Annotated in this window: 28 protein-coding genes; 11 read left to right on the top strand and 17 right to left on the bottom strand. The window is 66.4% G+C overall.

The genetic code is table 11. The features are described 5' to 3' along the window. Positions 1-16 precede the first annotated feature (16 nt). The 5 genes from CJ177_RS16015 to CJ177_RS15995 form a co-directional block, all read right to left on the bottom strand. The gene (locus tag CJ177_RS16015) at positions 17-844 is read right to left on the bottom strand and encodes an SDR family NAD(P)-dependent oxidoreductase (RefSeq protein WP_061701370.1); all 828 of its coding nucleotides are present in this window, start codon (positions 842-844) and stop codon (positions 17-19) included. A gap of 61 nt (positions 845-905) precedes the next feature. Continuing rightward, positions 906-1,703 (bottom strand): SDR family NAD(P)-dependent oxidoreductase, encoded by a 798-nt coding sequence (locus CJ177_RS16010; protein WP_095868099.1) that lies wholly within the window; start codon positions 1,701-1,703, stop codon positions 906-908. Between the two features lie 2 nt (positions 1,704-1,705). Then, the gene (locus tag CJ177_RS16005; protein ID WP_063819670.1) at positions 1,706-2,152 is read right to left on the bottom strand and encodes a nuclear transport factor 2 family protein; all 447 of its coding nucleotides are present in this window, start codon (positions 2,150-2,152) and stop codon (positions 1,706-1,708) included. A 26-nt stretch (positions 2,153-2,178) separates the two neighbouring features. Then, the gene (locus tag CJ177_RS16000; RefSeq protein ID WP_061044934.1) at positions 2,179-3,279 is read right to left on the bottom strand and encodes a maleylacetate reductase; all 1,101 of its coding nucleotides are present in this window, start codon (positions 3,277-3,279) and stop codon (positions 2,179-2,181) included. Then, complete coding sequence (locus CJ177_RS15995; RefSeq protein ID WP_095868098.1) at positions 3,276-4,172, bottom strand: intradiol ring-cleavage dioxygenase; 897 nt, start codon at positions 4,170-4,172, stop codon at positions 3,276-3,278. The genes CJ177_RS16000 and CJ177_RS15995 overlap by 4 nt, the downstream gene beginning before the upstream one ends. A 610-nt stretch (positions 4,173-4,782) precedes the next feature. On the opposite strand from CJ177_RS15995, the gene CJ177_RS15990 reads away from it, so the two are divergent. Further along, entirely contained in the window at positions 4,783-5,208 is a 426-nt protein-coding gene (locus tag CJ177_RS15990) for a cupin domain-containing protein (RefSeq protein ID WP_061044936.1), read from the top strand. A 230-nt stretch (positions 5,209-5,438) separates the two neighbouring features. After that, positions 5,439-6,128: a helix-turn-helix domain-containing protein gene (locus CJ177_RS15985; protein WP_231914436.1), complete on the top strand. Its 690-nt coding sequence runs from the start codon at positions 5,439-5,441 to the stop codon at positions 6,126-6,128. Positions 6,129-6,196: 68 nt separating this feature from the next. Here the strand turns inward: CJ177_RS15985 and CJ177_RS15980 are convergent, their stop codons facing one another. From CJ177_RS15980 to CJ177_RS15970, 3 genes are read right to left on the bottom strand one after another with little or no spacing between them, the layout of a single operon-like run. Further along, positions 6,197-7,420 carry an O-succinylhomoserine sulfhydrylase gene (locus CJ177_RS15980; protein ID WP_005251648.1) on the bottom strand — a complete coding sequence of 408 codons (1,224 nt, stop codon included), beginning with the start codon at positions 7,418-7,420 and terminating at the stop codon, positions 6,197-6,199. Further along, positions 7,417-7,836 (bottom strand): rhodanese-like domain-containing protein, encoded by a 420-nt coding sequence (locus tag CJ177_RS15975; RefSeq protein WP_005562410.1) that lies wholly within the window; start codon positions 7,834-7,836, stop codon positions 7,417-7,419. The genes CJ177_RS15980 and CJ177_RS15975 overlap by 4 nt, the downstream gene beginning before the upstream one ends. Positions 7,837-7,884: 48 nt before the next feature. After that, positions 7,885-8,337, bottom strand: a complete 453-nt coding sequence (locus tag CJ177_RS15970; RefSeq protein WP_005251646.1) for a hypothetical protein — start codon at positions 8,335-8,337, stop codon at positions 7,885-7,887. A gap of 214 nt (positions 8,338-8,551) precedes the next feature. Between CJ177_RS15970 and CJ177_RS15965 the strand changes: the two genes are divergently transcribed. After that, a complete protein-coding gene (locus CJ177_RS15965) occupies positions 8,552-9,943 on the top strand; it encodes an FAD-dependent oxidoreductase (RefSeq protein WP_005251645.1) in 1,392 nt (463 codons plus the stop codon). Between the two features lie 53 nt (positions 9,944-9,996). Here the strand turns inward: CJ177_RS15965 and CJ177_RS15960 are convergent, their stop codons facing one another. Next, positions 9,997-10,566 (bottom strand): TetR/AcrR family transcriptional regulator, encoded by a 570-nt coding sequence (locus tag CJ177_RS15960; RefSeq protein ID WP_005251644.1) that lies wholly within the window; start codon positions 10,564-10,566, stop codon positions 9,997-9,999. A 106-nt stretch (positions 10,567-10,672) separates the two neighbouring features. Between CJ177_RS15960 and CJ177_RS15955 the strand changes: the two genes are divergently transcribed. Further along, complete coding sequence (locus CJ177_RS15955) at positions 10,673-11,428, top strand: amidohydrolase (protein WP_005251643.1); 756 nt, start codon at positions 10,673-10,675, stop codon at positions 11,426-11,428. 15 nt (positions 11,429-11,443) lie between these two features. On the opposite strand, the gene CJ177_RS15950 is transcribed toward CJ177_RS15955, so the two are convergent. The 5 genes from CJ177_RS15950 to cobF all read right to left on the bottom strand — a co-directional run bounded on the left by CJ177_RS15950 (position 11,444) and on the right by cobF (position 15,695). Beyond that, positions 11,444-12,205 carry a hypothetical protein gene (locus CJ177_RS15950; protein WP_005251641.1) on the bottom strand — a complete coding sequence of 254 codons (762 nt, stop codon included), beginning with the start codon at positions 12,203-12,205 and terminating at the stop codon, positions 11,444-11,446. A 98-nt stretch (positions 12,206-12,303) separates the two neighbouring features. Then, on the bottom strand, positions 12,304-12,786 hold the full coding sequence (locus CJ177_RS15945) for a DUF456 domain-containing protein (protein WP_005254202.1): 483 nt from the start codon (positions 12,784-12,786) through the stop codon (positions 12,304-12,306). Continuing rightward, positions 12,783-13,994: a formate-dependent phosphoribosylglycinamide formyltransferase gene (gene purT, locus CJ177_RS15940; RefSeq protein ID WP_037183117.1), complete on the bottom strand. Its 1,212-nt coding sequence runs from the start codon at positions 13,992-13,994 to the stop codon at positions 12,783-12,785. Before purT ends, CJ177_RS15945 begins: the two co-directional genes overlap by 4 nt. 38 nt (positions 13,995-14,032) lie before the next feature. Next, positions 14,033-14,899 (bottom strand): Fpg/Nei family DNA glycosylase, encoded by an 867-nt coding sequence (locus CJ177_RS15935; protein ID WP_005251638.1) that lies wholly within the window; start codon positions 14,897-14,899, stop codon positions 14,033-14,035. Positions 14,900-14,954: 55 nt separating this feature from the next. After that, on the bottom strand, positions 14,955-15,695 hold the full coding sequence (gene cobF, locus CJ177_RS15930) for a precorrin-6A synthase (deacetylating) (RefSeq protein WP_095868097.1): 741 nt from the start codon (positions 15,693-15,695) through the stop codon (positions 14,955-14,957). Positions 15,696-15,782: 87 nt separating this feature from the next. Here cobF and CJ177_RS15925 point away from each other — a divergent pair, with 87 nt between their 5' ends. The 4 genes from CJ177_RS15925 (at position 15,783) to CJ177_RS15905 (ending at position 18,560) form a co-directional block, all read left to right on the top strand. Then, complete coding sequence (locus CJ177_RS15925) at positions 15,783-16,583, top strand: thymidylate synthase (RefSeq protein WP_005251636.1); 801 nt, start codon at positions 15,783-15,785, stop codon at positions 16,581-16,583. After that, entirely contained in the window at positions 16,583-17,089 is a 507-nt protein-coding gene (locus CJ177_RS15920; protein WP_061044940.1) for a dihydrofolate reductase, read from the top strand. The genes CJ177_RS15925 and CJ177_RS15920 overlap by 1 nt, the downstream gene beginning before the upstream one ends. Before the next feature lie 331 nt (positions 17,090-17,420). Continuing rightward, positions 17,421-17,747 (top strand): cupin domain-containing protein, encoded by a 327-nt coding sequence (locus tag CJ177_RS15910; protein WP_005254209.1) that lies wholly within the window; start codon positions 17,421-17,423, stop codon positions 17,745-17,747. A gap of 87 nt (positions 17,748-17,834) precedes the next feature. Beyond that, entirely contained in the window at positions 17,835-18,560 is a 726-nt protein-coding gene (locus CJ177_RS15905; protein ID WP_095868096.1) for an SRPBCC domain-containing protein, read from the top strand. 12 nt (positions 18,561-18,572) lie between these two features. Here CJ177_RS15905 and CJ177_RS15900 read toward each other — a convergent pair whose 3' ends face one another. Continuing rightward, positions 18,573-19,196, bottom strand: coding sequence for a Tat pathway signal protein (locus tag CJ177_RS15900; protein WP_095868095.1), 624 nt, complete (start codon positions 19,194-19,196; stop codon positions 18,573-18,575). A gap of 117 nt (positions 19,197-19,313) precedes the next feature. Between CJ177_RS15900 and CJ177_RS15895 the strand changes: the two genes are divergently transcribed. Further along, positions 19,314-20,960, top strand: a complete 1,647-nt coding sequence (locus CJ177_RS15895; protein WP_095868094.1) for a GAF domain-containing sensor histidine kinase — start codon at positions 19,314-19,316, stop codon at positions 20,958-20,960. Positions 20,961-20,968: 8 nt separating this feature from the next. On the opposite strand, the gene CJ177_RS15890 is transcribed toward CJ177_RS15895, so the two are convergent. After that, positions 20,969-21,604: a response regulator transcription factor gene (locus CJ177_RS15890; RefSeq protein ID WP_005251622.1), complete on the bottom strand. Its 636-nt coding sequence runs from the start codon at positions 21,602-21,604 to the stop codon at positions 20,969-20,971. Between the two features lie 172 nt (positions 21,605-21,776). Between CJ177_RS15890 and CJ177_RS15885 the strand changes: the two genes are divergently transcribed. Continuing rightward, positions 21,777-22,640 carry a nitroreductase family protein gene (locus tag CJ177_RS15885; protein ID WP_037183114.1) on the top strand — a complete coding sequence of 288 codons (864 nt, stop codon included), beginning with the start codon at positions 21,777-21,779 and terminating at the stop codon, positions 22,638-22,640. A gap of 23 nt (positions 22,641-22,663) precedes the next feature. After that, positions 22,664-23,614 carry an acyl-ACP desaturase gene (locus CJ177_RS15880; RefSeq protein WP_095868093.1) on the top strand — a complete coding sequence of 317 codons (951 nt, stop codon included), beginning with the start codon at positions 22,664-22,666 and terminating at the stop codon, positions 23,612-23,614. Here CJ177_RS15880 and CJ177_RS15875 read toward each other — a convergent pair. Then, positions 23,611-24,696: a hypothetical protein gene (locus CJ177_RS15875; RefSeq protein ID WP_095868092.1), complete on the bottom strand. Its 1,086-nt coding sequence runs from the start codon at positions 24,694-24,696 to the stop codon at positions 23,611-23,613. The two genes, CJ177_RS15880 and CJ177_RS15875, sit on opposite strands and share 4 nt — an antisense overlap. Positions 24,697-24,733 lie beyond the last annotated feature (37 nt).

Genomic DNA, 24,733 nt, shown 5'->3' with positions numbered 1-24,733 from the left:
TTTGGGAGAGAGTGTTTCAGCGGAACAAGACGCCACCGTTGACGTCGATGGACGCCCCGGTGACATATCGTGCTTCGTCCGACGTGAGGAAGAGAACAGCGTTGGCGATGTCGACGGGATCCGCCGAACGACCCAGCGGGATATGGGCGTACTCCTGATCGCGGAACTCTTCGAAAGTGATCGATCTCTTGGCGGCCTCCTCGGCGAGGGCCTGGCGGTGCAGATCGGTGTTGGTCATACCCGGCGCGACGGTGTTCACGGTGACGCCGTCCCCCGCGACCTCGGCGGCAAGGGATTGCGCCAAGACGATGATTGCTGCCTTCGAGGCGCAGTAGGCCGAGAACAGTGCTTGGCCGACGCGTCCCCAGAACGAGGCGATCAGCACGATTCGCCCGTGGCCCTGCCCCTTGAGCACCGGCAACGCGGCCTTGGCGAACAGGAATGGTCCTGTCACATTGATGGCGAACACCCGATTCCATTCGGCCTCGGGCAGCGTGACGACGTCTGCGGGGTTGTTCACGACGCCGGCGGCGACGACCACGTTGTCGAATGAGCCGAACTGTGTGGTTGTCTCGGATACGACCCGTTCGCAGTCTGCGAGCGAGGTGATGTCCGCGACTGTGCCGACCACGGTGACGGAGGGATACTCGGCCGCCAGAGTGGCCGCCGTTTCGGTGACATCCGGGTCGATGTCGGCGATGACGACGTTCGATCCCTCCTGCGCGAGGCGCTCCGCGGTGGACTTCCCGATCCCTTTCGATCCACCGACGACGATGGAGGTGTGACCGTTGAAGCGGGCCGTGACGGACGGCTTCAACTCGTGTGCAGCCGCATCAAGCGACATTGTTGAACTCCCTTGGTGTGAATTGCGAATTCGAAACTTGTGTCCTCGGCGCAGCTCTGTGTCAGAGGATGCTGCCGATCGAGCCACCATCGACGCCGTAAACACTCGATGTGACATAGGAAGCCAGGTCCGAGGCAAGGAACACCACGACGTTGGCCACCTCGGTGGGTGTCCCGATCCTCGCCAACGGGAGGTGCCGTGACTTCATCTCGGCCTCGATCGATTCTGTTCGGTCGACGCCGTGCACTGCTGCGAACGTGTCGGCGAGTCCACCTTCGCGCTCCCACATCGGTGACATGATCGCGCCGGGTGCGACCGCGTTGACCCTGATGTCGGGCCCTTCGGCCTTCGCCAACGAGGTCGTGAGAGACAGGATCGCTGCTTTCGATGCCGCGTAGTCGGGACCGCCGATGATCGGCTGTCGACCGAGGTCGGAGGCGTTGTTGACGATTACCCCGCGCCCGGCGGCACGCATCAGTGGAAGTACGTACGAGATCGCACGAACCTGGCTCATGAAGTTCAGTTCCATGGTGTTGATCCAGTCGGCATCGGAGAGCGTGTCGAAGACACCGAGACTGCCGGCTCCCACGTTGTTGAACAGCACATCGACCTGGTTGGCGAACGGTCGTAATACCTCGTCGAACCCGCTCCCCACACCACTCGTACTCGCGAGGTCGGCGACGGCGTAGTGGACCTCGGTCTGGTCGAGTTCGTCTGACAGCGCCTTCAATCCGGCTTCGTCGCGGTCGACCAATGCCAGGCGCGCTCCCTCGGCGGCAAAGGTTCTCGCGGCCGCGGCTCCGATACCTGATGCGGCGCCGGTGATCAGAACGATCCTGCCGCTGAGCCCTGTATCCATTTTTATCGCCTCTCTCGGTTCTTGCTCGATGGGGGCCACCCCGTGTCGAGGGTGTGCGTGTCGCCGGCGTCTGCACTCAGCGGAGTCGGCTGATAGGCCAGCAATTGCCATCCTGAGTTCGAGTACTTCCACACGGCGAGGCAGCGATTTCGCAGCCTCTTCGGTCTGCCGCCAGCTGTGATTCGGGCGTTCATTTCTCCGACGACGAGTGCTACATCGCCGATGACTCGGACGAAGTCGATGGGATGCTCGATTTCGTGATAGACGTAGAAGCCGCTGCGTATCTTCTCGAGATAGCTTTCGAGGGTGTCCGTGTCGCCGGACGAGTGCGAGTAGGCGAGATCGGGATGACACAATGATTCGAACGCGTCGTAATCCTGGCTGACCACCGCGTCGTATCGCACGTCCTCCAGCTCGCGGATCGTGAGTGTGTCTGTGGCGTTTGACATGTACAGCTCCTGGCTCGGCGGCAGAACTAGCGTGCCGATTCGGTTCGACGGTCGGAAACGGTGGGGCGGCGGCCGGCCAGCGCATCCTGCAGAAGGCCCCGAAGGCCTTCCTCGGTCACCTCACGCGGATTCGCGTAGGGATTCTTCAGCGCCTGCTCGACGACGAGGTCGATGTCGCTGCCGTCCATGCCGATCTGTTCGAGAGCGTGCGGAATGGGAAGTTTCTGCGCGAGTTCCCACAGAGCTACCGCTGCCGAGGTGTCGACGCGCAGGGCGCGCTGAACTGCGGCCTTCGCTGCTGGAGCGCTCGACTCGTTGTAGGCCAGCGAATAGGGGAGGACGATCGCGTGTGTTTGCGCGTGGGGCAAGTTCAGAGACCCACCGATCGCGTGGCAGAGCTTGTGGTGCAGCGACATGGTGGTGGCACCGAGGCTCGCGCCGCACAGCCACGCGCCGTAGAGGGCTCGGGTGCGGTGATCGATGTTCTCCGGGTCTGCGACCACTCGTGGGAGTGCCTCGGCGAACGCACGAATACCTTCCTCGGCCATCAGCGAGATGATGGGCGACGCGTCCGGTGCGTAGAGGGCTTCGACCGCGTGAGCCATTGCGTTCATCGCACTTGCCGCTGACAGGCCGGCAGGAAGTGTGGTGGTGAGACCCGGGTCGTACAGGACGAGTGCTGGGAGCACGGACGGGCTCGTGCCGGTCTGCTTGTGCCCGTCGCGAGTCAGGCCCCATACCGGTGTCATCTCCGAGCCCGCGTACGTTGTCGGGATCGCAATGATGGGCATCTGGTGTCGGAGGGCAATCGCTTTGCCCAGACCGACTGATGAGCCACCGCCGACCACGACGCACCCGTCCGCGCCTCGGTCGAGTGCGAACTGCAGGGCAGCGTCGGCCACGTCCACCGGGACGTGCATCTCGGCCCCGTCGAAGATGCCGGCGCCGCGGTCGCCGAGTTGGGCGAGGACCGACTCCGCCAGTGGTCGTTGCTCGGGCGTGCAGACGACGATCGCTCGCTCTGTTCCCAGCTCGGCGACATGCGATTGCAGTTGGCTGAGCACATCGATACCGAAGCGAACTCGCATCGGAAGTGCGGTGTAGCCGAATTCGGACTGGAAGCTCATGCCGACGCCACCGTCCGGTCGCCGTCCTGACTGAGCGTGACGTCGAAATGTACTGCGCGGAAGGGGTTGTCGAACCCCAATTCCTTTGCTCGATCCGGATCGTCTATTTCGACGAACTGGCGGACGAGGCTTTCCTTCACACCGAACACGACGTCGGAGTCGATGTAGGGACTGTCGTCGACGAAAAGATGAGTGGTTACGGGCTGGTACCCCTCGGCGGCGACGATGAAGTGCATGTGCGCGGGCCTGTTCGGATGACGGCCGGTGCGCTCGAGGAGCGTACCCACCGGTCCGTCGTCCGGAATCGGATAGAACCGTGGGACGATCGTCCGGAACCAGAATCGACCGTCCGCGTCGGTGCGGAACAGTCCCCTGAGGTTGCGATGCGGTTGGATGTCCGGTTGCTGGACATCGTAGAAGCCGTCCGCATTGGCCTGCCACACGTCGACGGTCGCGTCGGCGACGGGCTTGCCGTCCTGCCCCGTTACCCGTCCTGTCACGAGACATTGTTCGCCACCGCCGTCGAGCGCGATGTTCGCGCCGAGTACGCGATCCGGGGATTCCACCATATGAAACGGACCGAGCACGGTCTGCTCTGTCGCGTCGTCGAGAGCCCGGTGGTTGATGGTCTCCACCAGCATCGACACGCCCAGCACATCCGATAGCAGGATGAATTCCTGCCTCACGTCGGTGCAGGTCTGACCGGTGGCGGTCAAGAAGTCGACTCCTGTTCTCCACTCCTCATCGGTGAGCTGAACCTCCTTCACGAAAGCATGGAGGTGAGTCACCAGCGATCCCAGGATTTCGCGCAGTCGCGGATCAGTGCCATCGCCGAAGCTGTCGACAACCACCTCGGCGGAGCGATCCTCACTGAACAATCCACTACGGCTCATGATCGGCCGTCCTTCCGTCAACGTTCTCGACACTTCAACCGGCTCCTAGGCCGTTCAGTGCGGTCGATTTCTCGTGGGCACCGCGCCCTCAGTCCGTTGCCTTCAGCGGGACCGGGCCGGAGCTGTTTCACTCACACTGAATATTGTGACATGGAGCATGGCCATTTGTGAAGAGATTGTCAACTGCGCTGAACTTCGTCCTCGCCGCTCGGCACGCACCCTTTATCGAAGCCCGCCGTCTCGGTCGGTTTGTTCCGCTCTCCCGACCCTGTGCGGCATCACCCCCGACGCGCGACGCCAGTCGACCGATATTCCCGAAAAACCCAGATCACGGGGCCGACGCTACTGTGGGTGAAGCGTGCCCACGCCAGGTCGGGCGGCGTAGCGGACGATGGTTGACAACCCAGCCTGCTGAGTGCATGATCGGATTCACAATATTGAGTCACAGTGAATTCGCAGTCCGCTGACTGAACAGGCGCCTCCCCGCTCGGGGAGGGATCCAGGACAGGAGCGCAGATGGTTTCGAGAAACCGCCCCCTGTGCTCCGCCCCGGACTTCACCGGATTCCGACAGCCGTCACTTCACAATCACCCCGCAGAACAGGAGAATCATGTTCGTCAAACGCGCCGACCAACTCCAGCCGGAAATCGTCCACGACACCGGTGCCGTCTACTGGATCGTCCCTGAGGGCTCCATGCGGGACGAGACCGAAGGGTCATCCTTCTTCGACTTCGTCTCCGAATTCACCGTGCAGCCCGGTGCCCAACTCCAGCCGCACTACCACGACACTTTCGAGTTCTACTACATTCTCTCGGGCCGGGCGATCATGCAGATCGAAGACGAGGCCAACCATGTCAAGCCGGGTGACCTCGTCAAGATCCCGAGGAATGCCCGGCACACCATCTGGCCGACTGGCGACGAGGAGATCCGCGCACTCTGTTTCTCGACGTCTTTCCAGGCCCCCGGCGAGCGATTCGTCCCCTGCGAGTTGCCGCGGGTCGAACCCGAGATGAGCTCTGAGCCAGCACGGCCCTGATTTCCTGTCCTGCACCAAATCTGCGTCTTCGCAGGCGATGGATCGCAGCCGACTACTACCAAGCACTGTCGAGCCGACCGCCACATAGGTGCAGAATTCACCTACACTGAAGCACCAATCCCACTGATGCGCGATTCGTGTAGTCTCATTGTCGAGATTCTGCTTCATCAACCTCGCTTCGCGAGAACATGAAGTGTTAGTGGACAGCGTCAGCGAGAACGGGGCCGGGAGTGGACGAAGCAATTGGTGTTGCCTTCAAACGGGCGCGGCTGCAGAAGAAGATGTCCCTGCGACAGGTAGCGGAGCAGCTCGGCATTTCGACCAGTTTGCTCTCGCAGGTCGAGAATCAGAAGACTCAACCCTCGGTCAAGACGCTGTTCGGACTGGCCGCAGTCCTCGGAGTGTCACTCGACGAGATCGCAACTGGCGGTACCGGAATGGACGGCGCAGAGGTCAGACTCGCGCAGAACCAGGACGCGTCCGCCGGTATCCAGCGCGCAACCGACAACCCTCTTCTGGAGATGGAGAAAGGGGTTCGCTGGGAGCGACTGGCGACCGGCGGGCGCACCGACATCGAACCACTCTTCGTCACGTATGAACCCGGCGCGTCGAGTTCTGTCGACGGCAAGCTGATGCGGCATGCGGGAGTGGAGTTCGCATACGTCCTCGAGGGAACTCTGCGGCTCAAACTGGAGTTCGACGAGCATGAACTCCGTACTGGAGATTCGTTCTGTTTCAACTCGTGCCGGCCGCACCTCTTCTACAACGCCGGCGATGTTGCTGCGCGCGGTGTCTGGTTCGTCTTCGACACGACGAGTCAATCAAGTGATATGAACGCGATGAACGGCGCGTTGCGGCCCAGTAGCACCGATACCGCCCGAAGCACGTCGCCCCACGCACCGCTCTTCCGCGGACAGTAGGCGCTTCGCACCCGTGCGCCTTTGTGGTTGCCGGAACAACCAGAAAGGCGCACGGGCGGCGGAGCCGCCTACGCCAGCGCCTGCTCCAGGTCCGTCAGCAGGTCGGCGGTGTCTTCGAGTCCCACGGACAGGCGGACGACGCCGTCGGTGATGCCCACGGCTGCACGACCTTCCGGGCCCATCGCCCGGTGGGTGGTGGTGGCCGGGTGGGTGATGAGCGACTTGGAGTCGCCGAGGTTGTTGGAGATGTTGACCAGCCGCAGGGCGTCGAGGAGTTCGAATGCCCGCTTCTTCGCTTCGCCCTCGGATGCGTTCAGCGCGAAGGTGACGACGGTGCCGCCGCCGCTCATCTGCCGCTTGGCGAGTTCGTGCTGGGGGTGCGATTCGAGGAACGGGTACTTGACCCAGTCGACCGCGGAGTGGTCCTCGAGGAACTGTGCGATCTCCAATGCGGAGCCCACGGAGTGGCGCACCCGGATCGGCATCGTCTCGAGCCCCTTGAGGAGCGTCCACGCGTTGAACGGGCTCAGCGCCGGCCCGGTGTGGCGCATGAGGTTCTGGACGGGACCCTCGATGTAGTCCTTCGGACCGAGGATCGCCCCGCCGAGCACGCGGCCCTGGCCGTCGATGTGCTTGGTGCCGGAGTAGACGACGATGTCGGCACCCAGCTCCAGGCTGTGCTGCAGCAGCGGCGTCGCGAACACGTTGTCCAGCACGACCTTTGCTCCGGCGGCGTGCGCGAGCTCCGCCACCCGGGGCACGTCGACGAGCGTCTGCATCGGGTTCGACGGCGTCTCGAAGAAGACCGCGGTGGTCGGCTCGGACAGGGCCTTCTCCCACTGGTCGAGGTCTTCACCGTCGACGAACACCGTCTCCACACCCCAGCGGGGCAGGATCTCGTTGCACACCACGAAGCAGGAACCGAACAGGCTGCGTGCCGCGACCAGCCGGTCACCCGCTTTCAGCAGCGCGCCGAGTGCGGTGAACACCGCGGACATGCCGCTGGCGGTGCCGAAGCACGCTTCTGCGCCCTCGATCAGGCGCAGCCGCTCCTCGAACATCTTCACGGTCGGGTTGCCGTACCGCGAGTAGACGAAGTGGTCGATCTCGCCGGTGAACGACGCCTCGGCCGCTCCCGCGCTCTCGAACACGAAACCGGAGTTCAGGAAGATCGCTTCGGACGTCTCTTCGAACCCGGAACGGAGGGTTCCTCCGCGCACGCTGATCGTGCCCTGGCCGATGTCGTCCGGCAGCGCCTTCTGAAACGCGCCGCCCTGAGGAATTGCACTCACCACTGCCTCCACGGCAGGCCCAGAGCCCGCCAGCCGACCGCCCCACGATGACCTTCGGCGTCCAGGCCGCCTTCGAAACCGTCGAGCACGTTGTACGACGGGCCGATGCCCGCCGCTGTCGCGGCTTCCGCCGCACCGATGGACCGCTGGCCGGAGCGACACAGGAAGATCACCGGGGCGTTCTCGCCACCCGCGATCCCGGCCTCCTTCAGCTGGTCCACGAAGTTGTCGTTACGAGTGCCCGTCGGGTAGCTGACCCATTCGATCAGCACGGTCTTCCGCCCGAGCGAGGTGGTGTCGGGGACTCCGACGTACTTCCACTCGGCGTCCGTCCGCACATCCACGAGCACAGCGTCGGGATTCTCGCGGAGCAGCTCCCAGGCATGCTCCGGCGTTATGTCGCCTGCGTAACTCACCATGTCAGCTTTTCACAACCCTGTTCGGTATGCCCTTCCGGGCAACGGTCAGTTGCAGACGACCCATGTCTCGCCGTCCCGCGTCAATTGCCATGTATCCGTCGTCTCACCCTTGCCGTCGTCGGCGCTGACCCGGACCTCCGCCCGGGCACGATCCCCGTTGACCTCGGACGACTCGACGCCCTTCAGCGTGACCTCGCCTTCCCGGTCCCGGAGCACCGACCGATCGTCGGACCACGACGAGCAGACCAGCGTCTTCTGCAGATCGGCGTCGTCGTGGTTGTGGGCCTGGATGAAGTCGGCGACCGAACGGTTGATGCGGTCCGCTTCCGTGACGTTCTCGTCGGCGGGCGAGAGCCTGCTGGACACGACGATGGCCACCAGGATGACGACGATGACGGTGACGGCGGCGATGAACGGCACCGCCGTGGTGCGCCGGGGATCCACCGGATCTTCGGTGCCTCCCGCGTCGCGCTGGGGCGATTCGCTCGAACCGGACATGACTTCCCTTCGATCTCGGCGTGGCCACGAGTGTATAGAGCAGCCCCTACAAATCGTGTTTGTGACCCCCCAACGCGAAGGCGACTACCCTCTACAGGCGTGCGTCCCGAGAATGGGCTCTGCCCTGTCTGCCGCACCTCGGCCACCCGATTAGGCTGGGCTTAATTTAAGCTGAGGTTTCGTTGTCCGCCCATCAGAAGGTAGTTCGCTCCAGATGACTGATCAGACACGTCCGTTGCGCGTTGCGATCGTGGGTGCCGGCCCCGCCGGTATCTACGCAGCCGACGCTCTCATGAAATCCGATGCCGCGTCTGACGGCGGGATCAGCATCGACCTCTTCGAGCGGATGCCTGCCCCCTTCGGTCTGATCCGGTACGGCGTCGCACCCGACCACCCGCGCATCAAGGGCATCATCACCGCCCTGCACAAGGTGCTCGACAAGCCGTCGGTGCGCCTGCTGGGCAACATCGACTACGGCAGCGACATCACCCTCGAAGACCTGCACAGCTTCTACGACGCGGTGATCTTCTCCACCGGCGCCAACGCCGACCGCGCCCTCAACATCCCGGGCATCGAACTCGACGGCAGCTACGGCGCCGCCGACTTCGTCTCCTGGTACGACGGCCACCCCGACGTCCCGCGCACCTGGCCCCTCGAGGCTGAGAAGGTCGCCGTCCTCGGTGTCGGTAACGTCGCCCTCGACATCGCCCGCGTCCTCGCCAAGACCGGTGACGAACTGCTGCCGACGGAGATCCCCGCCAACGTCTACGAGGGACTCAAGGCCAACAAGGCCGTCGAGGTCCACGTGTTCGGTCGCCGCGGACCGGCGCAGGCCAAGTTCACCCCGCTCGAGCTGCGTGAACTCGACCACTCGCCGACGATCGAGGTCATCGTCGATCCCGAGGACATCGACTACGACGAGGGCTCCGAGCAGGCGCGCCGCAATTCCAAGCAGGTCGACATGGTCGCCAACACCCTGCAGGACTGGGCCATCCGCGACGTGGGCAACCGCCCGCACAAGCTGTTCCTGCACTTCTTCGAATCGCCCACCGAGGTGCTCGGCGAAGACGGCAAGGTCGTCGGCCTGCGCACCGAGCGCACCCAGCTCGACGGCACCGGCAACGTCAAGGGCACCGGCAAGTTCAACGATTGGGACGTGCAGGCCGTGTACCGCGCGGTGGGCTACCTGTCACAGAACATCGCGAAGCTTCCGTTCGACGAGCAGGCAGGCACCGTCCCGAACGAGGCCGGACGCGTCATCGCCGACGACTCCGCCGAGGGCAACGACCGGTTCATGCCCGCCACCTACGTCACCGGCTGGATCAAGCGCGGCCCGGTCGGCCTGATCGGCCACACCAAGGGCGACGCGAACGAGACCGTCGCGAACCTCCTCGAGGACCGGGCCGGCTTCCCCGAGCCCGCCAACCCGGGCGAGGACGCGATCATCGACTTCCTCGAGGGCAAGCAGGTCCCGTACACCACCTGGCAGGGCTGGTACCGCCTCGATGCGCACGAGCGCAGCCTGGGCGAGCCCGAGGGCCGTGAGCGGATCAAGGTCGTCGAGCGCGAGGACATGCTCAAGGCCAGCGAGCCCGACAAGGCCTGATCTTCCGAATCGGTGTGAAGGGAACCTCCTGCGGGAGGTTCCCTTCCGTCGTCTCAGGCCAGGTGTGACGACAGCGCCCGCAACGCCGTGAGCAGTTCCTCGGCGGACATCGCGTGGTCGGGATCCACCAGCCACTGCTCCGCGACGCCGAGCAGCAGCGCCTGGTAGAGAGCGCCCAGTGTGTGCGCCCGGCCCGGCTCGATGCCCGCGTCACCGAACAGTTCGACCAGTCCGTCGCGGGCATCGGCGGTCGACGCCACCAGGTTCTTTCTCAATTCCGGCAGGGAGTCCAGGTGCCCGAGCAGTTCGAACTGCAGCATCCACAACCGACGGTGGGCGGTGAACGACTCGATGACACCGGTCCAGATGGCTTCGAACCGTTCCGTCGGACTCATGCCTGGTTCGATCTTCTTCCCGGCGGCCGTCGCGAGGTCGTCGCCCCAGCGCTCCATCTCCCGGTACAGGGCGGCATGGAGCAGCGCCTCCTTGGTGCCGAAGTGATAGCCGATCGCCGCGAGGCTCACCCCGGAGGCCGACGCGATGTCCCGGGCCGTCGTCCGCGAGTATCCCTTGTCGTACAGGCTGCGCGTGGCGCCGTCGATCAGGTCTTCGCGATTTCCCATGACCTCACCCTAAAGAGTCTGAGACGTATGTGTAGGACACTTGTACCAGCGCTCGCGGACGGCTCCGCCACGAAGCGTGTCCCCCGCACAAGGCAGGATATAAGTCGTGTTTGACGCCCACGTTCACATCATCGACCCCCGGTTCCCGGTGGTCGAGAACCACGGCTACCTCCCGGAGCCGTTCACCATCGCCGACTACCGGGCGCGCACGGCAGGCTTCGGTGTGGACGGCGGCGCCGTCGTCACGGCTTCGTACCAGGGCACCGATCAGAACTACCTGAAGGCGGCGCTCGAGGAGCTCGGCCCCAGCTGGGTGGGCGTCACCCAGATGGAAACCGACGCCACCGACGAGAGCATCCTCGAACTCGACCGCGCCGGGGTCCGGGCCGTCCGATTCAACCTCCGGCGCAGCGCGACCGACGTGAAACTGCTCACCAAGCAGGCCCTTCGCGCGTACGAGCTGGCCGGCTGGCACGCCGAGTTCTACGTGGACGCCACACTGCTGCTGTCGCTCGAGCCGGTGTTCGCCAAGCTGCCCGCCGTGTGCATCGACCACCTGGGGATGTCGACACGGGGCCTGCCGTACCTACTCGATCTCGTCGACCGCGGAGTCCGGGTGAAGGCCACCGGGTTCGGGCGAACCACCATCGAGAATGTCGGCGACGTGCTGCGCAAGATCCACGCCGTCAACCCCGAGGCACTGATGTTCGGCACCGACCTACCGGGCAGCCGTTCCCGAAGAGTGTTCCAGGACAGCGACATCGACATCGTCGCGGACGCGGTGGGAGACGACTTCGACGCCGTCATGGGCGGCAACGCACGCGCCTGGTACCGCTGCGACACACCCGAAGGACCCTGTTAGCACGCAGGCCCCTTGTCAACAGCCTTCCATCTGCATGCTGTTCATCGACGCCATCTCGACCACCGGCGGCGTCTGCGGCTGCGCCACCAGCCACATGTTGTAGTTATTCATTTCCTCGCAGTCCAGCTGTTCCCGGCGTTCCTGCCGCCGCTCACGCTGCCGATCGTCCATCTGGTCGTCGTTCCGGTCGACGGCGATGGCACCGGTGCTCGATCCGTTGGCCTGCCGTTCGAGCCCCCGGACGCCGTCGGCGGTCATGATCCAGCCGAGTGTGTAATCGGCGCCGTCGTGGTTGGTGGTTGCGCGGAACATGCCCTCGTCGGCAGCGGCCGGGTGGGCCACGAACGCCTTGTCTGGCATGCCCGGCGCGCTGACCTGCCCCGTCACGGTGCCGTCACTCATCGACGCGGTGAGTGTCGCTCCGTCCGGCGAAGACAGCGACGCCTTGTCGCCGTCCATGGTGCCGGTCATCCATGTCCACATCTGGTCTCCGTCGCACAGGAAGGCGATCATCTCGTCGCCGGACCTGGCCAGCGCGACGTACGCGTCGGATCCGTCGACCGAACCGACGTAGGTCGGCTCCATCTGTGGGGTCATCACGAACGGTGACGGAACCTTCTCCATCATGTTCGACGCGGGCGCCGCTTCGCCGCTGCTCGTAGCGGCTGCGCTGGTCGTGCTCGGCGCCGCCGAGTCGGACGAGTCGTCGCCGCAGCCGCTCAGGGAGAGGGCCACGGCAGCGAGGGGCGCCAGGATCCAGGTCGTCTTCTTGTTCACGGCGTATTCCTCCGCTAGCCGGGAAGATCAACATCCGCATTTCATCATCGCAGGTGGAGGACGCTTCTGGATACCCCTCGGCGACGATTTCGAACGGCCTACGTCGCGACCACCGCAGCCAGCCACACACCCGAGGCGATCAGGGCGCCGAGCAGTTCGATCAGCATCGACAGTCCGACTGCCTTGCAGGCGTGCCACGTCGACGCCCACGCCCGGTTGTGCGCACGCAACCGGTAGAGCTCGGCCACATACGTTCCCGCGATGAAGCCGAGGAACAACCCCACTACGGGAACGACGAAGAACCCCACGATCCCGGCCAGTCCGCCGACGATCAGCGACATATTGGGAACCCCGGCCGTGCGCATCCGTTTACCTGGCCAGGTGTATTTGACGACGCCGCTGATCACGAGGAACACCGTTGCGACCGCGAACACCGTCCACGCCGTCGCGCCGCCGGTCATGATGGCCCACACCAGGATTGCGGCGAAGATGAGGATCGTGCCGGGCAGGATCGGGATGACGATTCCGACGAGCCCGATGACGACGGCCAGGCCGACGAGGAGTTCGGCGCCCGGACTCACGCGACGGGCTCGACGCGGGACGCCGCCTCCCGCGCACGGCTGCGCGCGGTCTCGACGTCCGGTCCCGTGGACACGGCGACTCCCATTCGCCTGCGCACGAAACTCTCGGGCTTGCCGAACAGTCGCAGGTCCGTCTCGGGGACCGCCATCGCGTCGGCGACGCCCTCGAAGCCGATACCGGCGGCGTCGACGCCGCCGTAGATCACCGCGGACGCACCGGGAGTCGTGAGGGTGGTGTCGACGGGCAGGCCGAGGATGGCGCGGGCATGCAGTTCGAACTCCGAGAGTCGTTGTGTCCGAAGGGTGACCAACCCCGTGTCGTGCGGTCGCGGACTGACCTCCGAGAAGTAGACGTCGTCACCCTTCACGAACAGTTCCACACCGAAGATCCCGCGGCCGCCCAGCGCCGTGGTCACCTTCTCGGCCACCTCCCGCGACCGGGCGAGTGCCGCGTCGCTCATCGGTTGCGGCTGCCACGACTCCACGTAATCGCCCGAGTCCTGCAGGTGCCCGATGGGCTCGCAGAAGAAGGTGCCCACGTCGCCGTCGGCACCGATCGCCCGGACGGTGAGCTGGGTGATCTCGTAGTCGAAGTCGACGAACCCTTCCACGATGACGCGGCCGTGATTGATGCGGCCGCCCGCGAGCGCATACTCCCAGGCCGTCTCGACGTCGCCGGCGTCGCGCACCGTGGACTGCCCCTTGCCGGACGACGACATCACCGGCTTGATCACGCAGGGAAAGCCGATGCGTTCGGTGGCCGCCCGGACCTCCTCGAGCGATTCGGCGAACTCGTAGGGCGATGTCGGCAGCCCCAACTCCTCCGCCGCGAGGCGCCGGATCCCCTCGCGGTTCATGGTCAGCTGCGTCGCCCGTGCGGTGGGGATGACCACCGCGGTGCCGCGCTCCTCGACCGTGGCCAGCGCGTCCGTGGCGATCGCCTCGATCTCGGGGACCACGAAGTGGGGTCGTTCCTGCTCGACGAGACGCAACAGCGCCTCCGGGTCGCTCATGTCGATCGTGTGCGCGCGGTGCGCCACCTGGTGACCCGGCGCGTTGTCGTAGCGGTCGACGGCGATCACCTCGACCCCCAGCCGCTGCAGGGCGATGATCACTTCCTTGCCCAGCTCACCCGACCCGAGCAGCATCACGCGCGTTGCGCCTGCCGTCAGAGGTGTACCGAACCGTACGGGTGCCTGTTCACGCATGGTCACAACTATATGCGGGCACGGTTTCGCGCCGACGCCTACTTCAGCAGCCGCGACATCCGGCGGTCGGCGAGCACCTTGCCTCCGGTCTGACACGTCGCGCAGTACTGAAAAGACTTCTCCGCGAACGACACTTCCCGGACGGTGTCGCCGCAGACGGGACACGGGAGGCCGGTCCGGGCGTGCACCCGCATCCCGGATCGCTTCTCCCCCTTCAGCCGCGCCGCGTCCTGACCGAGCGACCTCTGGACGGCGTCGCTGAGCACCGACCGCATCGCGTCATACAGCACGTGCACCTGGTCCTCCGGCAGGGTGCGCGACGTGGCGAACGGGGAAATCTTTGCGGTGTGCAGGATTTCGTCGGAGTACGCGTTGCCGACCCCAGCGAGCAGCGACTGGTCGACGAGCGCATTCTTGATCCGCGCCGACGTGGTGGACAGCAGCGCCGCGAACTCTGGTTCGGTGACGGCGAGAGCGTCGGGTCCGAGCCGGGCAATCCCCTCCACCTCCTGAGGGTCGTGCACCACCCACACCGCGAGCCGCTTCTTGGTGCCCGCCTCGGTCAGGTCGAACGCCGGCGTCGCGCCCTCCGGGGTGAAGAAGTGCACCCGCAGCGCCAGCGGGCCCTTCCCCGGTTTCGGCGGCGCCGCCGACGGGTTGTCCGTCCAGCGCAACCAGCCCCCACGCGAGAGGTGGGTGACGAGCCACAACCCGGAGCAGTCGAGTGCGAGGTGCTTGCCGAACCGGGCCGCGCCCGTCACGTCGCGGCCCTGCAGGTCGGTGATCGGGGGGTCGAACGTCTTCAGCACGCTCAGGGCCGCCACGTCCACTCGGCCGACGACCGCTCCCACGGCGTGTTCACGCAGGAACTCGGCTAACGCCTCCACTTCGGGCAGCTCGGGCATGGTCCCAGGCTAACGGTAGGTGAGCGCCGAAGTGTGCTCCTCCGCGCTTTCTCACTCACCTGCGGAGGAGGTAGGTGTCCATGATCCAGCCCTTGCGTTCGCGCAATTCGGCGCGCACCCGCTGGATCTCGTCCTCGACGTCGCGCAGGCGACCGGAGATCAGCACCTCGTCGGGTGTGCCGAGGTAGGCACCCCACCAGATCTGGACGTCGTCGCCGTGGACCTGGGTGAACGTGCAGTGGGCGTCGAGCATGACCACCGCGTTGTCGACACCGTCGGGCAGCCCCTCGGCCAGTCGCCTTCCGGTCGTGATGTGCACGGGTTCGCCGATCCGGTTGAGCACGATCCGGTGCTGCGCGGCCAGCGACTGCACGCTGGTGACGCCCGGGATCACCGAGTAGTCGAACGACACGTTGCCGCGGGCGAGCACCCGCTCGACGATCCGCAGCGTGCTGTCGTAGAGAGACGGGTCACCCCACACGAGGATCGCCCCGACCCCCGGCTCGGACGCGAACTCGGCCTCGAACAGTGCCGCCCGGCGCTCGTGCCAGTCGTCGACCACGCCCTCGTAGTCGGACGGCGTGCGGTCGCGGGGCGGATCGACGATGTCCACGACGCGGTACGGGCCGGTGACGTGCTCCTCGAGGATGGTGGTGCGGAGATCGACGAGGTCCTGCTTCTCGTCGCCCTTGCCGATGACGAAGAACACATCGGCCTTGTTCATCGCCTTGATCGCCTGGACCGTCACCTGGTCGGGGTCGCCGGCGCCGATGCCGATCACGAAGAGTTCACGCATGGGCGCAGGCTATCGCCCGTGAGTGCGCGAGGAGTCCAGGGACCCGCAAACCACTCACGGGCGGCGGGGCCGCCTAAACTGGACGCCGTGACTGTGCCGACCCCGTACGAAGACCTGCTCCGACTCGTCATGGACACGGGCACCCCGAAGGCAGACCGCACCGGGACGGGCACGAAGAGCGTCTTCGGTCATCAGATGCGCTGGAACCTCGCGGACGGGTTTCCGCTGATCACCACGAAGAAGGTGCACCTCAAGTCGATCGTCTACGAACTGTTGTGGTTCCTGCGCGGCGATTCCAACGTGAAGTGGCTCCAGGACAACGGCGTCACGATCTGGGACGAGTGGGCGGACGCGGACGGTGAACTGGGCCCGGTGTACGGCGTGCAGTGGCGCAGCTGGCCGACCCCGTCGGGCGAGCACATCGACCAGATCACCCAGACCATCGAGACGCTGAAGTCGAACCCGGACTCGCGTCGCATCATCGTGTCGGCGTGGAACGTCGGCGACATCCCGCAGATGGCGCTGGCACCGTGCCACGCGTTCTTCCAGTTCTACGTCGCGGACGGCAAGCTGTCGTGCCAGCTGTACCAGCGCAGCGCCGACCTGTTCCTGGGCGTGCCGTTCAACATCGCGAGCTACGCGCTCCTCACCCACATGGTGGCGCAGCAGGCCGGGCTCGAACCGGGCGACTTCATCTGGACGGGCGGCGACTGCCACATCTACGACAATCACGTCGACCAGGTCACCGAGCAGTTGAGCCGGGAGCCGTTGCCGTATCCCACGCTGAAACTGAACAAGCGGGATTCGATCTTCGACTACACCTTCGAGGACGTGGAGATCGTCGACTACCGGCACCACCCCGCCATCAAGGCGCCGGTGGCCATCTAGTGGCGGCGCGGCAGGTCAAGCTGGTCTGGGCCCAGGGCGCCGGCGGCGTCATCGGCCTCGACAACACGATCCCGTGGCACGTCCCCGAGGACATGGCGTATTTCAAGAAGGTGACGCAGGGCCGCCCGGTGATCATGGGCCGCAGGACGTGGGACTCGCTGCCCCCGAGGTTCCGGCCCCTGCCCGGGCGGCGCAACATCGTGATCAGCCGTCAGCCCGACTGGACTGCGGAGGGTGCCGAGTCCGCCGACGGGCTCGACTCCGCGCTCGCGCTCACCGACGAGGACGTCTGCGTCATCGGCGGCGCGCAGATCTACACGGCAGCAATGCCGTTCGCCACGCAACTGCTGGTCTCCGAGATCGACGTCACCATCGACGGCGACGCCTGGGCACCCCCGATCGACGACTCCTGGCACGCGCAGGACACCGGTGAGTGGCTCACGTCGGCGAAGAACGGCACCCGGTATCGGTGGATCACCTACACACGGGCATTACCTGCGAGGTAAATGAGGGCATTCGGCTTCGGTGCCAACGGCGTCGCCTATCTCGCCGCCGCCACCGTGCTCGACGACGTCCTCGGCCCGACAGCCGGCTTCCTGCTCGTCTTCACACCCGGGGTGTGGGCGGTGAGCGTGCCGGACCGTCCCACGCCGGCCGCGGTGGACGCCGTCGTCCTCGCGAACGTCGTCTGGGGTGCTGCGGCAGGCCGTGGTGGTCGGCGCGTTCGCCGCGGCCCAGGGCTGGGCCCTCACCCGGCGCTGACCGGCACCCCCTTTGCCGCCGCACCGTTACCCCATTCGACGGGTGACGGTGCGCGCAGTGGTTCATACTCACCTCATGGACAAGAAGTCACTGACCGCCCTTGCCCGTCAGCAACTGAAGTTGGCAGGCGGGACGTCCAGCGGCCGCAGTTCGCAGACCGTGTACGGCGGGCATCGGCGCAGCCTCCGACAGACCGTCATCGCCTTGGCCGCGGGTCAGAAGATGGCCGAGCACGAGAGCCCGGGCGAGGCCACCCTGTTCATTCTCAGCGGCAAACTGAACCTCGTGTCCGGCGAGGACTCGTGGAAGGGTTCCACCGGCGATCTGCTGGTCCTTCCGACCGATCGGCACAGCGTCGAGGCGATCGAGGACGTCGCGTTCCTGCTCACCGTCGCCATGTGACGGTCGGTTCGCGGACGCCGCGAGCCACCACCGCTCGCCGGTATCGTCGGTACCGGCACGCACAGCAGTGGAGACGCAGGAGAACGCATGACCGAATCCCAGCCCGTGATCGAGGTGTCCGTCGCCGCGGCGCCCTCGGTGGTGTGGCCGGCCCTGCGCGACCCGGAGTTGATCCGGCGCTGGCACGGCTGGGACTACGCCGGCCTGGCCGACGAGATCAGGGAAATCTACTTCGACGACGTGACCGAGGACGCCGCCGCCTTCACCCTCGCCCTGAACGGTGCCGACAAGTTCAGCCTCCACGAGCACGAGGGCACCACGCTGGTGCGGATCACCCGCCCGCCCCGCAGCGGCGACCCCGCCGCGGACGACTGGTACGACGACGTCACCGAGGGCTGGACCACGTTCCTGCAGTTCCTCAAATTCGGCATCGAACGGCACGGACTCGACGAGCGTCGCACGCTGTTCCTCGAAGGCCCGGTCGCGGACGGCGATTCGGCGCGGCACCTGCTCGGCCTCGACAAGCTCGAGGGCATGACGGTCGGCGATCATTTCACCGTGGTCGCCGAGACGGGCGATCTGCTGCACGGGGTGGTGTGTTTCGTGGGCGAACACCAGACCGCGGTGAGTGTCGACGACCTCGGCCCGGGCCTGTTGCAGTTCGGCGAGCAACCCGTCAACGCGGCACGCCCCGACGGCGGTGCGCAGATCCTGCTGGCGGCCTACGACCTGGACGACGAGGAGTGGGCCGAACTCGAAGAGCGCTGGAGAGAGTGGTGGCAGGCCCGGCCGGGAGCCGAACCTGCCACCTGAGGTGTCGAACGGTCAGGCGAGCACGGTGCCCAGCGTGGGCCACCAGATCGTGCTCTTGACGACGTTCGGTCCCACCTGGTGGTTCAGCGAGCCGTACACGGCCGCCACGACCAGGCCGCTGCCGAGCCCGGCGACCGGCGGCGTGGAGACGACTGTCGGAACCGCGACGTTGTTCTGGTCCAGCTTCACGATGCCGCTGGCACCGGTGGCGAAGCTGTAGTAGACGACGTCGAGTTCGGCGCCGGTCTGGTCGTTCGCGATGACGCCCGGTCCGCCGAAGAATCCGAAGCGGAACTGGTTGCTCATGTTGGTCGCCACGCCCGCTCCGTACAGCTGTCCGAGGACCGGACCGCCCTGCCCGGTGTCGGAGTACGCGGGGATCTGGAAGATCTGGCCTGGGAGGGCGATGTTCGTTGCCGCGGTGTCGGTCGGCGACGCGGCGAGTCGCTCGATGGCGGCCTCGGCCTCGGGATTACCGGCGGCGACGGTGCGCAGCTTCGCGATCGCGGTGGCCGGGTCGACGACGGGAGCGGAATCTGCGGGCTGCGCCGACACGACGCCGGTGAACATCATCGTCGCTGCTACTGCAGCGGTCAGACCTGCCGCGACCCGTCGTCCGAAGTGCCGTCGATTCATTCTTCTTCTCCCTCGTCACGTCAATGGGTAAGCATTAGTTCGAATGAGTAAACACTCGAGCCCTTATCGACGCCGCGGTTCGCGGCGTTACTCCCCTCCCGGACCTATGCTGCAGACATGGGACCGGACGGTGGGCACGAGGCGAGGATCAGTGAGTTTCGGGAGGGGCTCGCCGACGTGGTCCCCACCCGCCGAAGTCTGCAGCGCCTGTTCGAGGCGGTCCTCGTGGTCGGGTCGGGACTCGAGCTGGATTCCACCCTGCAGCGCATCGTCGCTTCGGCCACGTCCCTGCTCGACGCCCGGTACGGCGCCCTCGGTGTCCACGCCCCCGACGGGGGCCTGTCGGAGTTCGTCTACGAGGGCATCACGCCGGAAGAGCGTGCGCACATGGGCCATCTGCCCGAAGGCCTCGGTCTGCTGGGACTGCTGATCCACGACCCTCGCCCGGTGCGCCTCGCCAACCTGGCCGATCACCCGGGGTCGATCGGCTTCCCGCCCAATCATCCACCGATGAAGAGCTTTCTGGGCATGCCGATCATGATGCGGGGCAAGGTTTTCGGAAGCATCTATCTCACCGAGAAACTCAGCGGACCCGAGTTCACCGACGAGGACGAGGTGATCCTGCGTGCGCTCGCGACCTCGGCAGGCGTGGCGGTGGAGAATTCGCGTCTGTTCGAGGAATCGCGGACGCGGGAGCGGTGGTTGACGGCCGTCGCGGCGATCACGTCCCGGCTGATGGTCGGCGGATCACTCGACGAAACGCTCCACACACTTGCCGCCGAGGTACGCGAACTGTCCAGCGGCGACGAGGTCTTCATCGTCGTGACGCTCGGCGAGGGCGCGGTGGTCGGGGCGGACAGCACGGTGCGGCCGCTGCGCAACAGCTTCCGCACCGCCACCCAGGCCGAGCCGCTCGCCGAAGTGCTGCGCTCCCGCACTCCCGCACTGCTGACGGGGCTCGACGGTCTCGCACCGTTCTCCGCCGAGGCGGGCCGGGCCGCGGTGCTGCCGTTGTCGACGGCGTCGGGCGTCGGCGGGGTCCTGGTGGTCACGGCGCGCGGCAACACTGCGTGGGATCCGGACGAGGTCGCCCGGCTCGAATCGGTGGCCGACCTGGCTGCCGTCGCGGTGGAATTCTCCGATCAGCAGAGCAAGCAACGCCTGCTGTCGGTGCTCGCCGACCGAGACCGGATCGCGCGTGACCTGCACGACAACGTCATTCAGCGACTGTTCGCCACCGGCATGAGTCTGCAGAGCACGCACGCGGTCGGGGACGTCCCGGACGGCGTACGCTCCATCGTGGCCACCGCGGTCGAGCAACTCGATCGCACCGTGCGCGAGATCCGCACCACGATCTTCGATCTGCAGGCCACCGGCATCGCGTCCGCGACAAGTCTGCGCCGTCGCCTCCTCGACGTGATCGGCGACCTCACCTCCCAATCGCCGATCGCGCCGAACGTACAGTTCTCCGGCGCCATCGACACTCTCGTGCCCAGCCGCATCCACCAGCACGCGGAGGCGGTGCTGCGGGAAGCGCTGAGCAATGCGCTGCGGCACGCGCGGGCCACCACCATCGACATCTCGGTGGCCGCCGGGGACGACCTCACCGTCACGGTCGCGGACGACGGCATCGGGATCGCCGACGGCGCCCGGCGCAGCGGACTGGACAACCTCGATCGCCGCGCCGAGCACTGCGGCGGCGTCTGCACCGTCGACGCCGAGGACGGCGGAACCGTTGTCACCTGGCGTGTTCCGTTGACGTGATGAAGAATTCAGCGCTGGTTGCGTAGTTCGGTGGCCAGCACGGCCGCCTGCGTGCGTCGTTGCATCCCGAGTTTGGACAACAGCCGCGACACATAGTTCTTGATCGTCTTCTCGGCGAGGAAGAGCCGCTCGGCGATCTCCCGGTTGGTGAGCCCCTCGCCGATCAACTCGAACACGGCGCGTTCCTGCTCGGACAGTTCCGCCAGCGGGTCTTCCCGGCGCGCGGACCTGATCCGGTTCATCAGCGCCGACGTCGCCCTGCTGTCGAGCAGCGAACCGCCCGCCCCCACTGTCCGCACGGCCGCGACCAGGTCGGTGCCGAGGATCTGTTTGAGGACGAATCCGGACGCTCCGGCCATGATGGCGTCGAACAGCGCCTCGTCGTCGGAGTAGGACGTGAGCATCAGGCACCGCAGTTCGGGCAGGGCCGCGCGGAGGTCCCGGCACAGTTCGACGCCGTTGCCATCGGGCAACCGGACGTCGAGCACGGCGACGTCGGCGCCGCTGCCCGGGATCCGTGCCATCGCCTCGCCGACGGACGCGGCCTCCCCGACCACCTCGAGGTCGGGCACGCTGCCGAGTAGATCGACCAGGCCTCGTCGCACGATCTCGTGGTCGTCGACCAGGAACACCCGCGTGGTCATGTCTGCACCTCCACCGTCTCCTCCTCGAACCGTACCGCGCCGGTGACCGGTGCCCACCCTTCCGGGACCTCTCCCTCATGCATTCGGGACCTTCGGCCCAAGCGCAGGCGCCGCGGTGCGCGGAAGGCTGAGGTTGCGGGGGAACACCCGGACACCACAAGTGGAGGTCGCGATGAACAGCTGGTCGCTCAGTGACATCGAGGTGGTCTCCCGCGCCATCGTCTCGGCCCCGTCGGTCCACGACACCCAGCCGTGGGATCTCCGGCTCGACGGGAGCCGCGCGGAGGTCAGCGAGCGTCGCGGTTTCACGGACACGCCGCGCGCCGACCGCGTGATCTCGTGCGGCGCGGGCGTCGCGAACGTGGAGCTCGCGTTGCGGGCGCTCGGCAGGAAGATCGAGACCGACCTGCTGCCCGATCCGCGCAGGCCCGACCTCGTCGCGTCCGTTCGGGCCGTGGGCACGGCTTCCCCGTCGAGCACCGAACTGAGGCTGTTCTCCGCCATGGCTCGTCGCCGGAGTCATCGAGAAGCATTCGCCGACATACCGGTTCCCGCGGCAACCATTGCCGACATCGTCTCCGCGGCGGAGACGGAGGGCGTCCGCGCTCGGCTGCTCGCCGCGGACGAGGCACCCGCGCTCGCCGACGTGCTTCTCTATTCCGCCGACCGGGTTCGGCAGGATCCAGGTCACCAGCGCGACCTCTTCCCGTGGACGTCGCACTGGCTGCCGCAGGGCGGTCACGAGTCGGTCGACACGATCCGCACCGTCGTCACCCGCGGCGTCCCCGATTCGGCACGACTCGCCGCGGCGATCGAGAGCGAGACCGTCCTCGTGTTCGTCTCGGACACGCAGGAGTCGATCGACCTGGTCCGCACCGGAATCGCGGTCGAACGAGCGTGGCTCACCGCCGTCGACGCCCGGCTGGGCGCCTCCATCCTCTCCCACCCGCTGCGCGTCGACGATTCGGCGCGTCGCCTCGCACATCGACTCGACGTGCCGGGCCATCCACAGCTGATCCTACGAATCGGATACTGACAGAACAGAAACGGAGTGCCCTTGTGAGCCGCGTACTCACGGACCGCGAACTGCTGCACGAACTCGAGGACATCGCTGAAGACAACGTCAACCGCCACCTCGCCATGGCCAAGGACTGGCATCCCCACGACTACGTTCCGTGGGACGACGGCCGCAACTTCGCGGCGCTGGGTGGCGAGGACTGGGATCCGGAGCAGTCCCAGCTCAGCGACACCGCGCGGGCGGCGATGATCACCAATCTGCTGACCGAGGACAACCTGCCGTCCTACCACCGCGAGATCGCCCAGCACTTCTCACTCGACGGCGCCTGGGGCACGTGGGTGGGCCGGTGGACCGCAGAGGAGAACAAGCACTCCATCGTGATGCGGGACTATCTGGTCGTGACGCGAGGGGTCGACCCGGTGGCGCTCGAGCAGGCTCGGATGGACCACATGACACAGGGCTTCGATCCCGGCGGCGGGTCCATGCTGGATTCGGTGTCGTACGTGACGTTCCAGGAACTGGCCACCCGGGTGTCGCACCGGAACACGGGTAAGGCGTGCGGTGATCCCATCGCGGACCGGATGCTCGCCCGGGTGGCGGCCGACGAGAACCTGCACATGATGTTCTACCGCAACATCGTCGGTGCCGCCCTGGACGTCGCACCCGATCAGGCGATTGCCGCGATCCACAAGGTGGTGACCAACTTCCAGATGCCCGGCGCGGGCATGCACAACTTCCGCCGCAACGCGGTCCTGATCGCGAAGGGCGGCATCTACGACCTGCGCCAGCACCTCGACGACGTCGTCCTACCCGTGCTCCGGAAGTGGAACATGTTCGAGCGTAACGATTTCGGACCGGACGGTGAACGCTGCCGCGAGGAATTGGCTGTGTTCCTGCAGAGCCTGGAAGCCAAGGCCGCCCGGTTCGAGGAGTCGCGGGATCGCGCGCTCGCCCGCGAAGCCCGCCGCGGCGAACGCGTCGCGGCCCGCTAACGGACCTCGAAGACCAGCGGGTATCTCGACGCGGCGTCGTCGAGTTCGGGTGCCGGCGCCCCCTTCAGGAAGCGGTCGAACATCCCCGCCACGAGGTCGTTCGTCGTGTCGACCACCTCCTGGCGGGGAGCCGTGCCGAGGCTGAAGCCGGCGGGCACATCCATTCCGGGGGGATCGGGGATCGCCTGCGGGACGTAGTGCTCGGCGTCGGTGAAGCTGAAGTGCCCGGTGTCCCGGAGTGCGTAGACCTTGCTCCAGGACCGGGGGGTCGCGAAATACTGCCCCCAGAACCTGTCCCGGCCTTCGGGGCTCTCGGCGTGACGCGAGTTGAGCACGCTGAGCAGTGGGGTGCCGGGATCCTCGGAGACGATCGGGCTCGCCGTGTTCGCATACAGGAGCGCTCCGTCGAGATTGACGCCGGCGTCCACGCGTGGGTCGTCGAGGAGGACCTGCGTGGTGGTGGCTCCGCCGATCGAATGACCGAACATCCCGATCCGGTCGGGATCGACGGCCTCGGGGAGCCCGTCCGGCAGCAGCGGGCCGATCCCGTCGGGGTCGTCACCGCGGGAGAGGGATTCAACGATGTCGACGACGAAACTCGCGTCCGCTACCCGGGTGTCGAGCGCCTTCTTCTGGGTGTCGGCGGAGTACGGGTCGGTGATCTGTGACGGGACGACACGGCCGTCCGGAAACACCGTCGCGAGGGCCTCACCTGTGTGGTCCATGCCGATCACGACGTAGCCGCGGCCGGCGAGGTCCTCGGCGGCGAGCGTGTACAGCGTCCGCGGCACGAAGAAGCCCGGCGAGAAGAGGACGACGGGAAGCGAGCGCGTTCCGCCCGCGGCGAATCCGGCGGGGTAGGTCACCGTCACCGGGATGGATCGCGCACGGCCCGGCGTCCACGGATCGTCGCGATCGTGATCCACCAGTTCCAGGGTGCCGACGCCGACGGCCGCCCCGTCCGCAGGCAGGCGCAGGAGCGTTCCGGTGTCGGCACTCACCGCAGCCGGCTGGACCGAGGCCACCGCGCCGAAAACCACTGCGCCGGCGACCAGTCCCCGGAGTATGAGGGTTGCCTTCACTCGAGCCTCCTCTGCGAAGTCGAGCGAAGGCTACCGC

The organism is Rhodococcus sp. ACPA1 (genome assembly GCF_002300195.1).
GTDB classification, from domain to species: Bacteria; Actinomycetota; Actinomycetes; order Mycobacteriales; family Mycobacteriaceae; genus Rhodococcus_F; species Rhodococcus_F opacus.
Note: the sequence above shows the minus strand (reverse complement) of the source record. Positions and strands in the feature narration are given on the sequence as shown.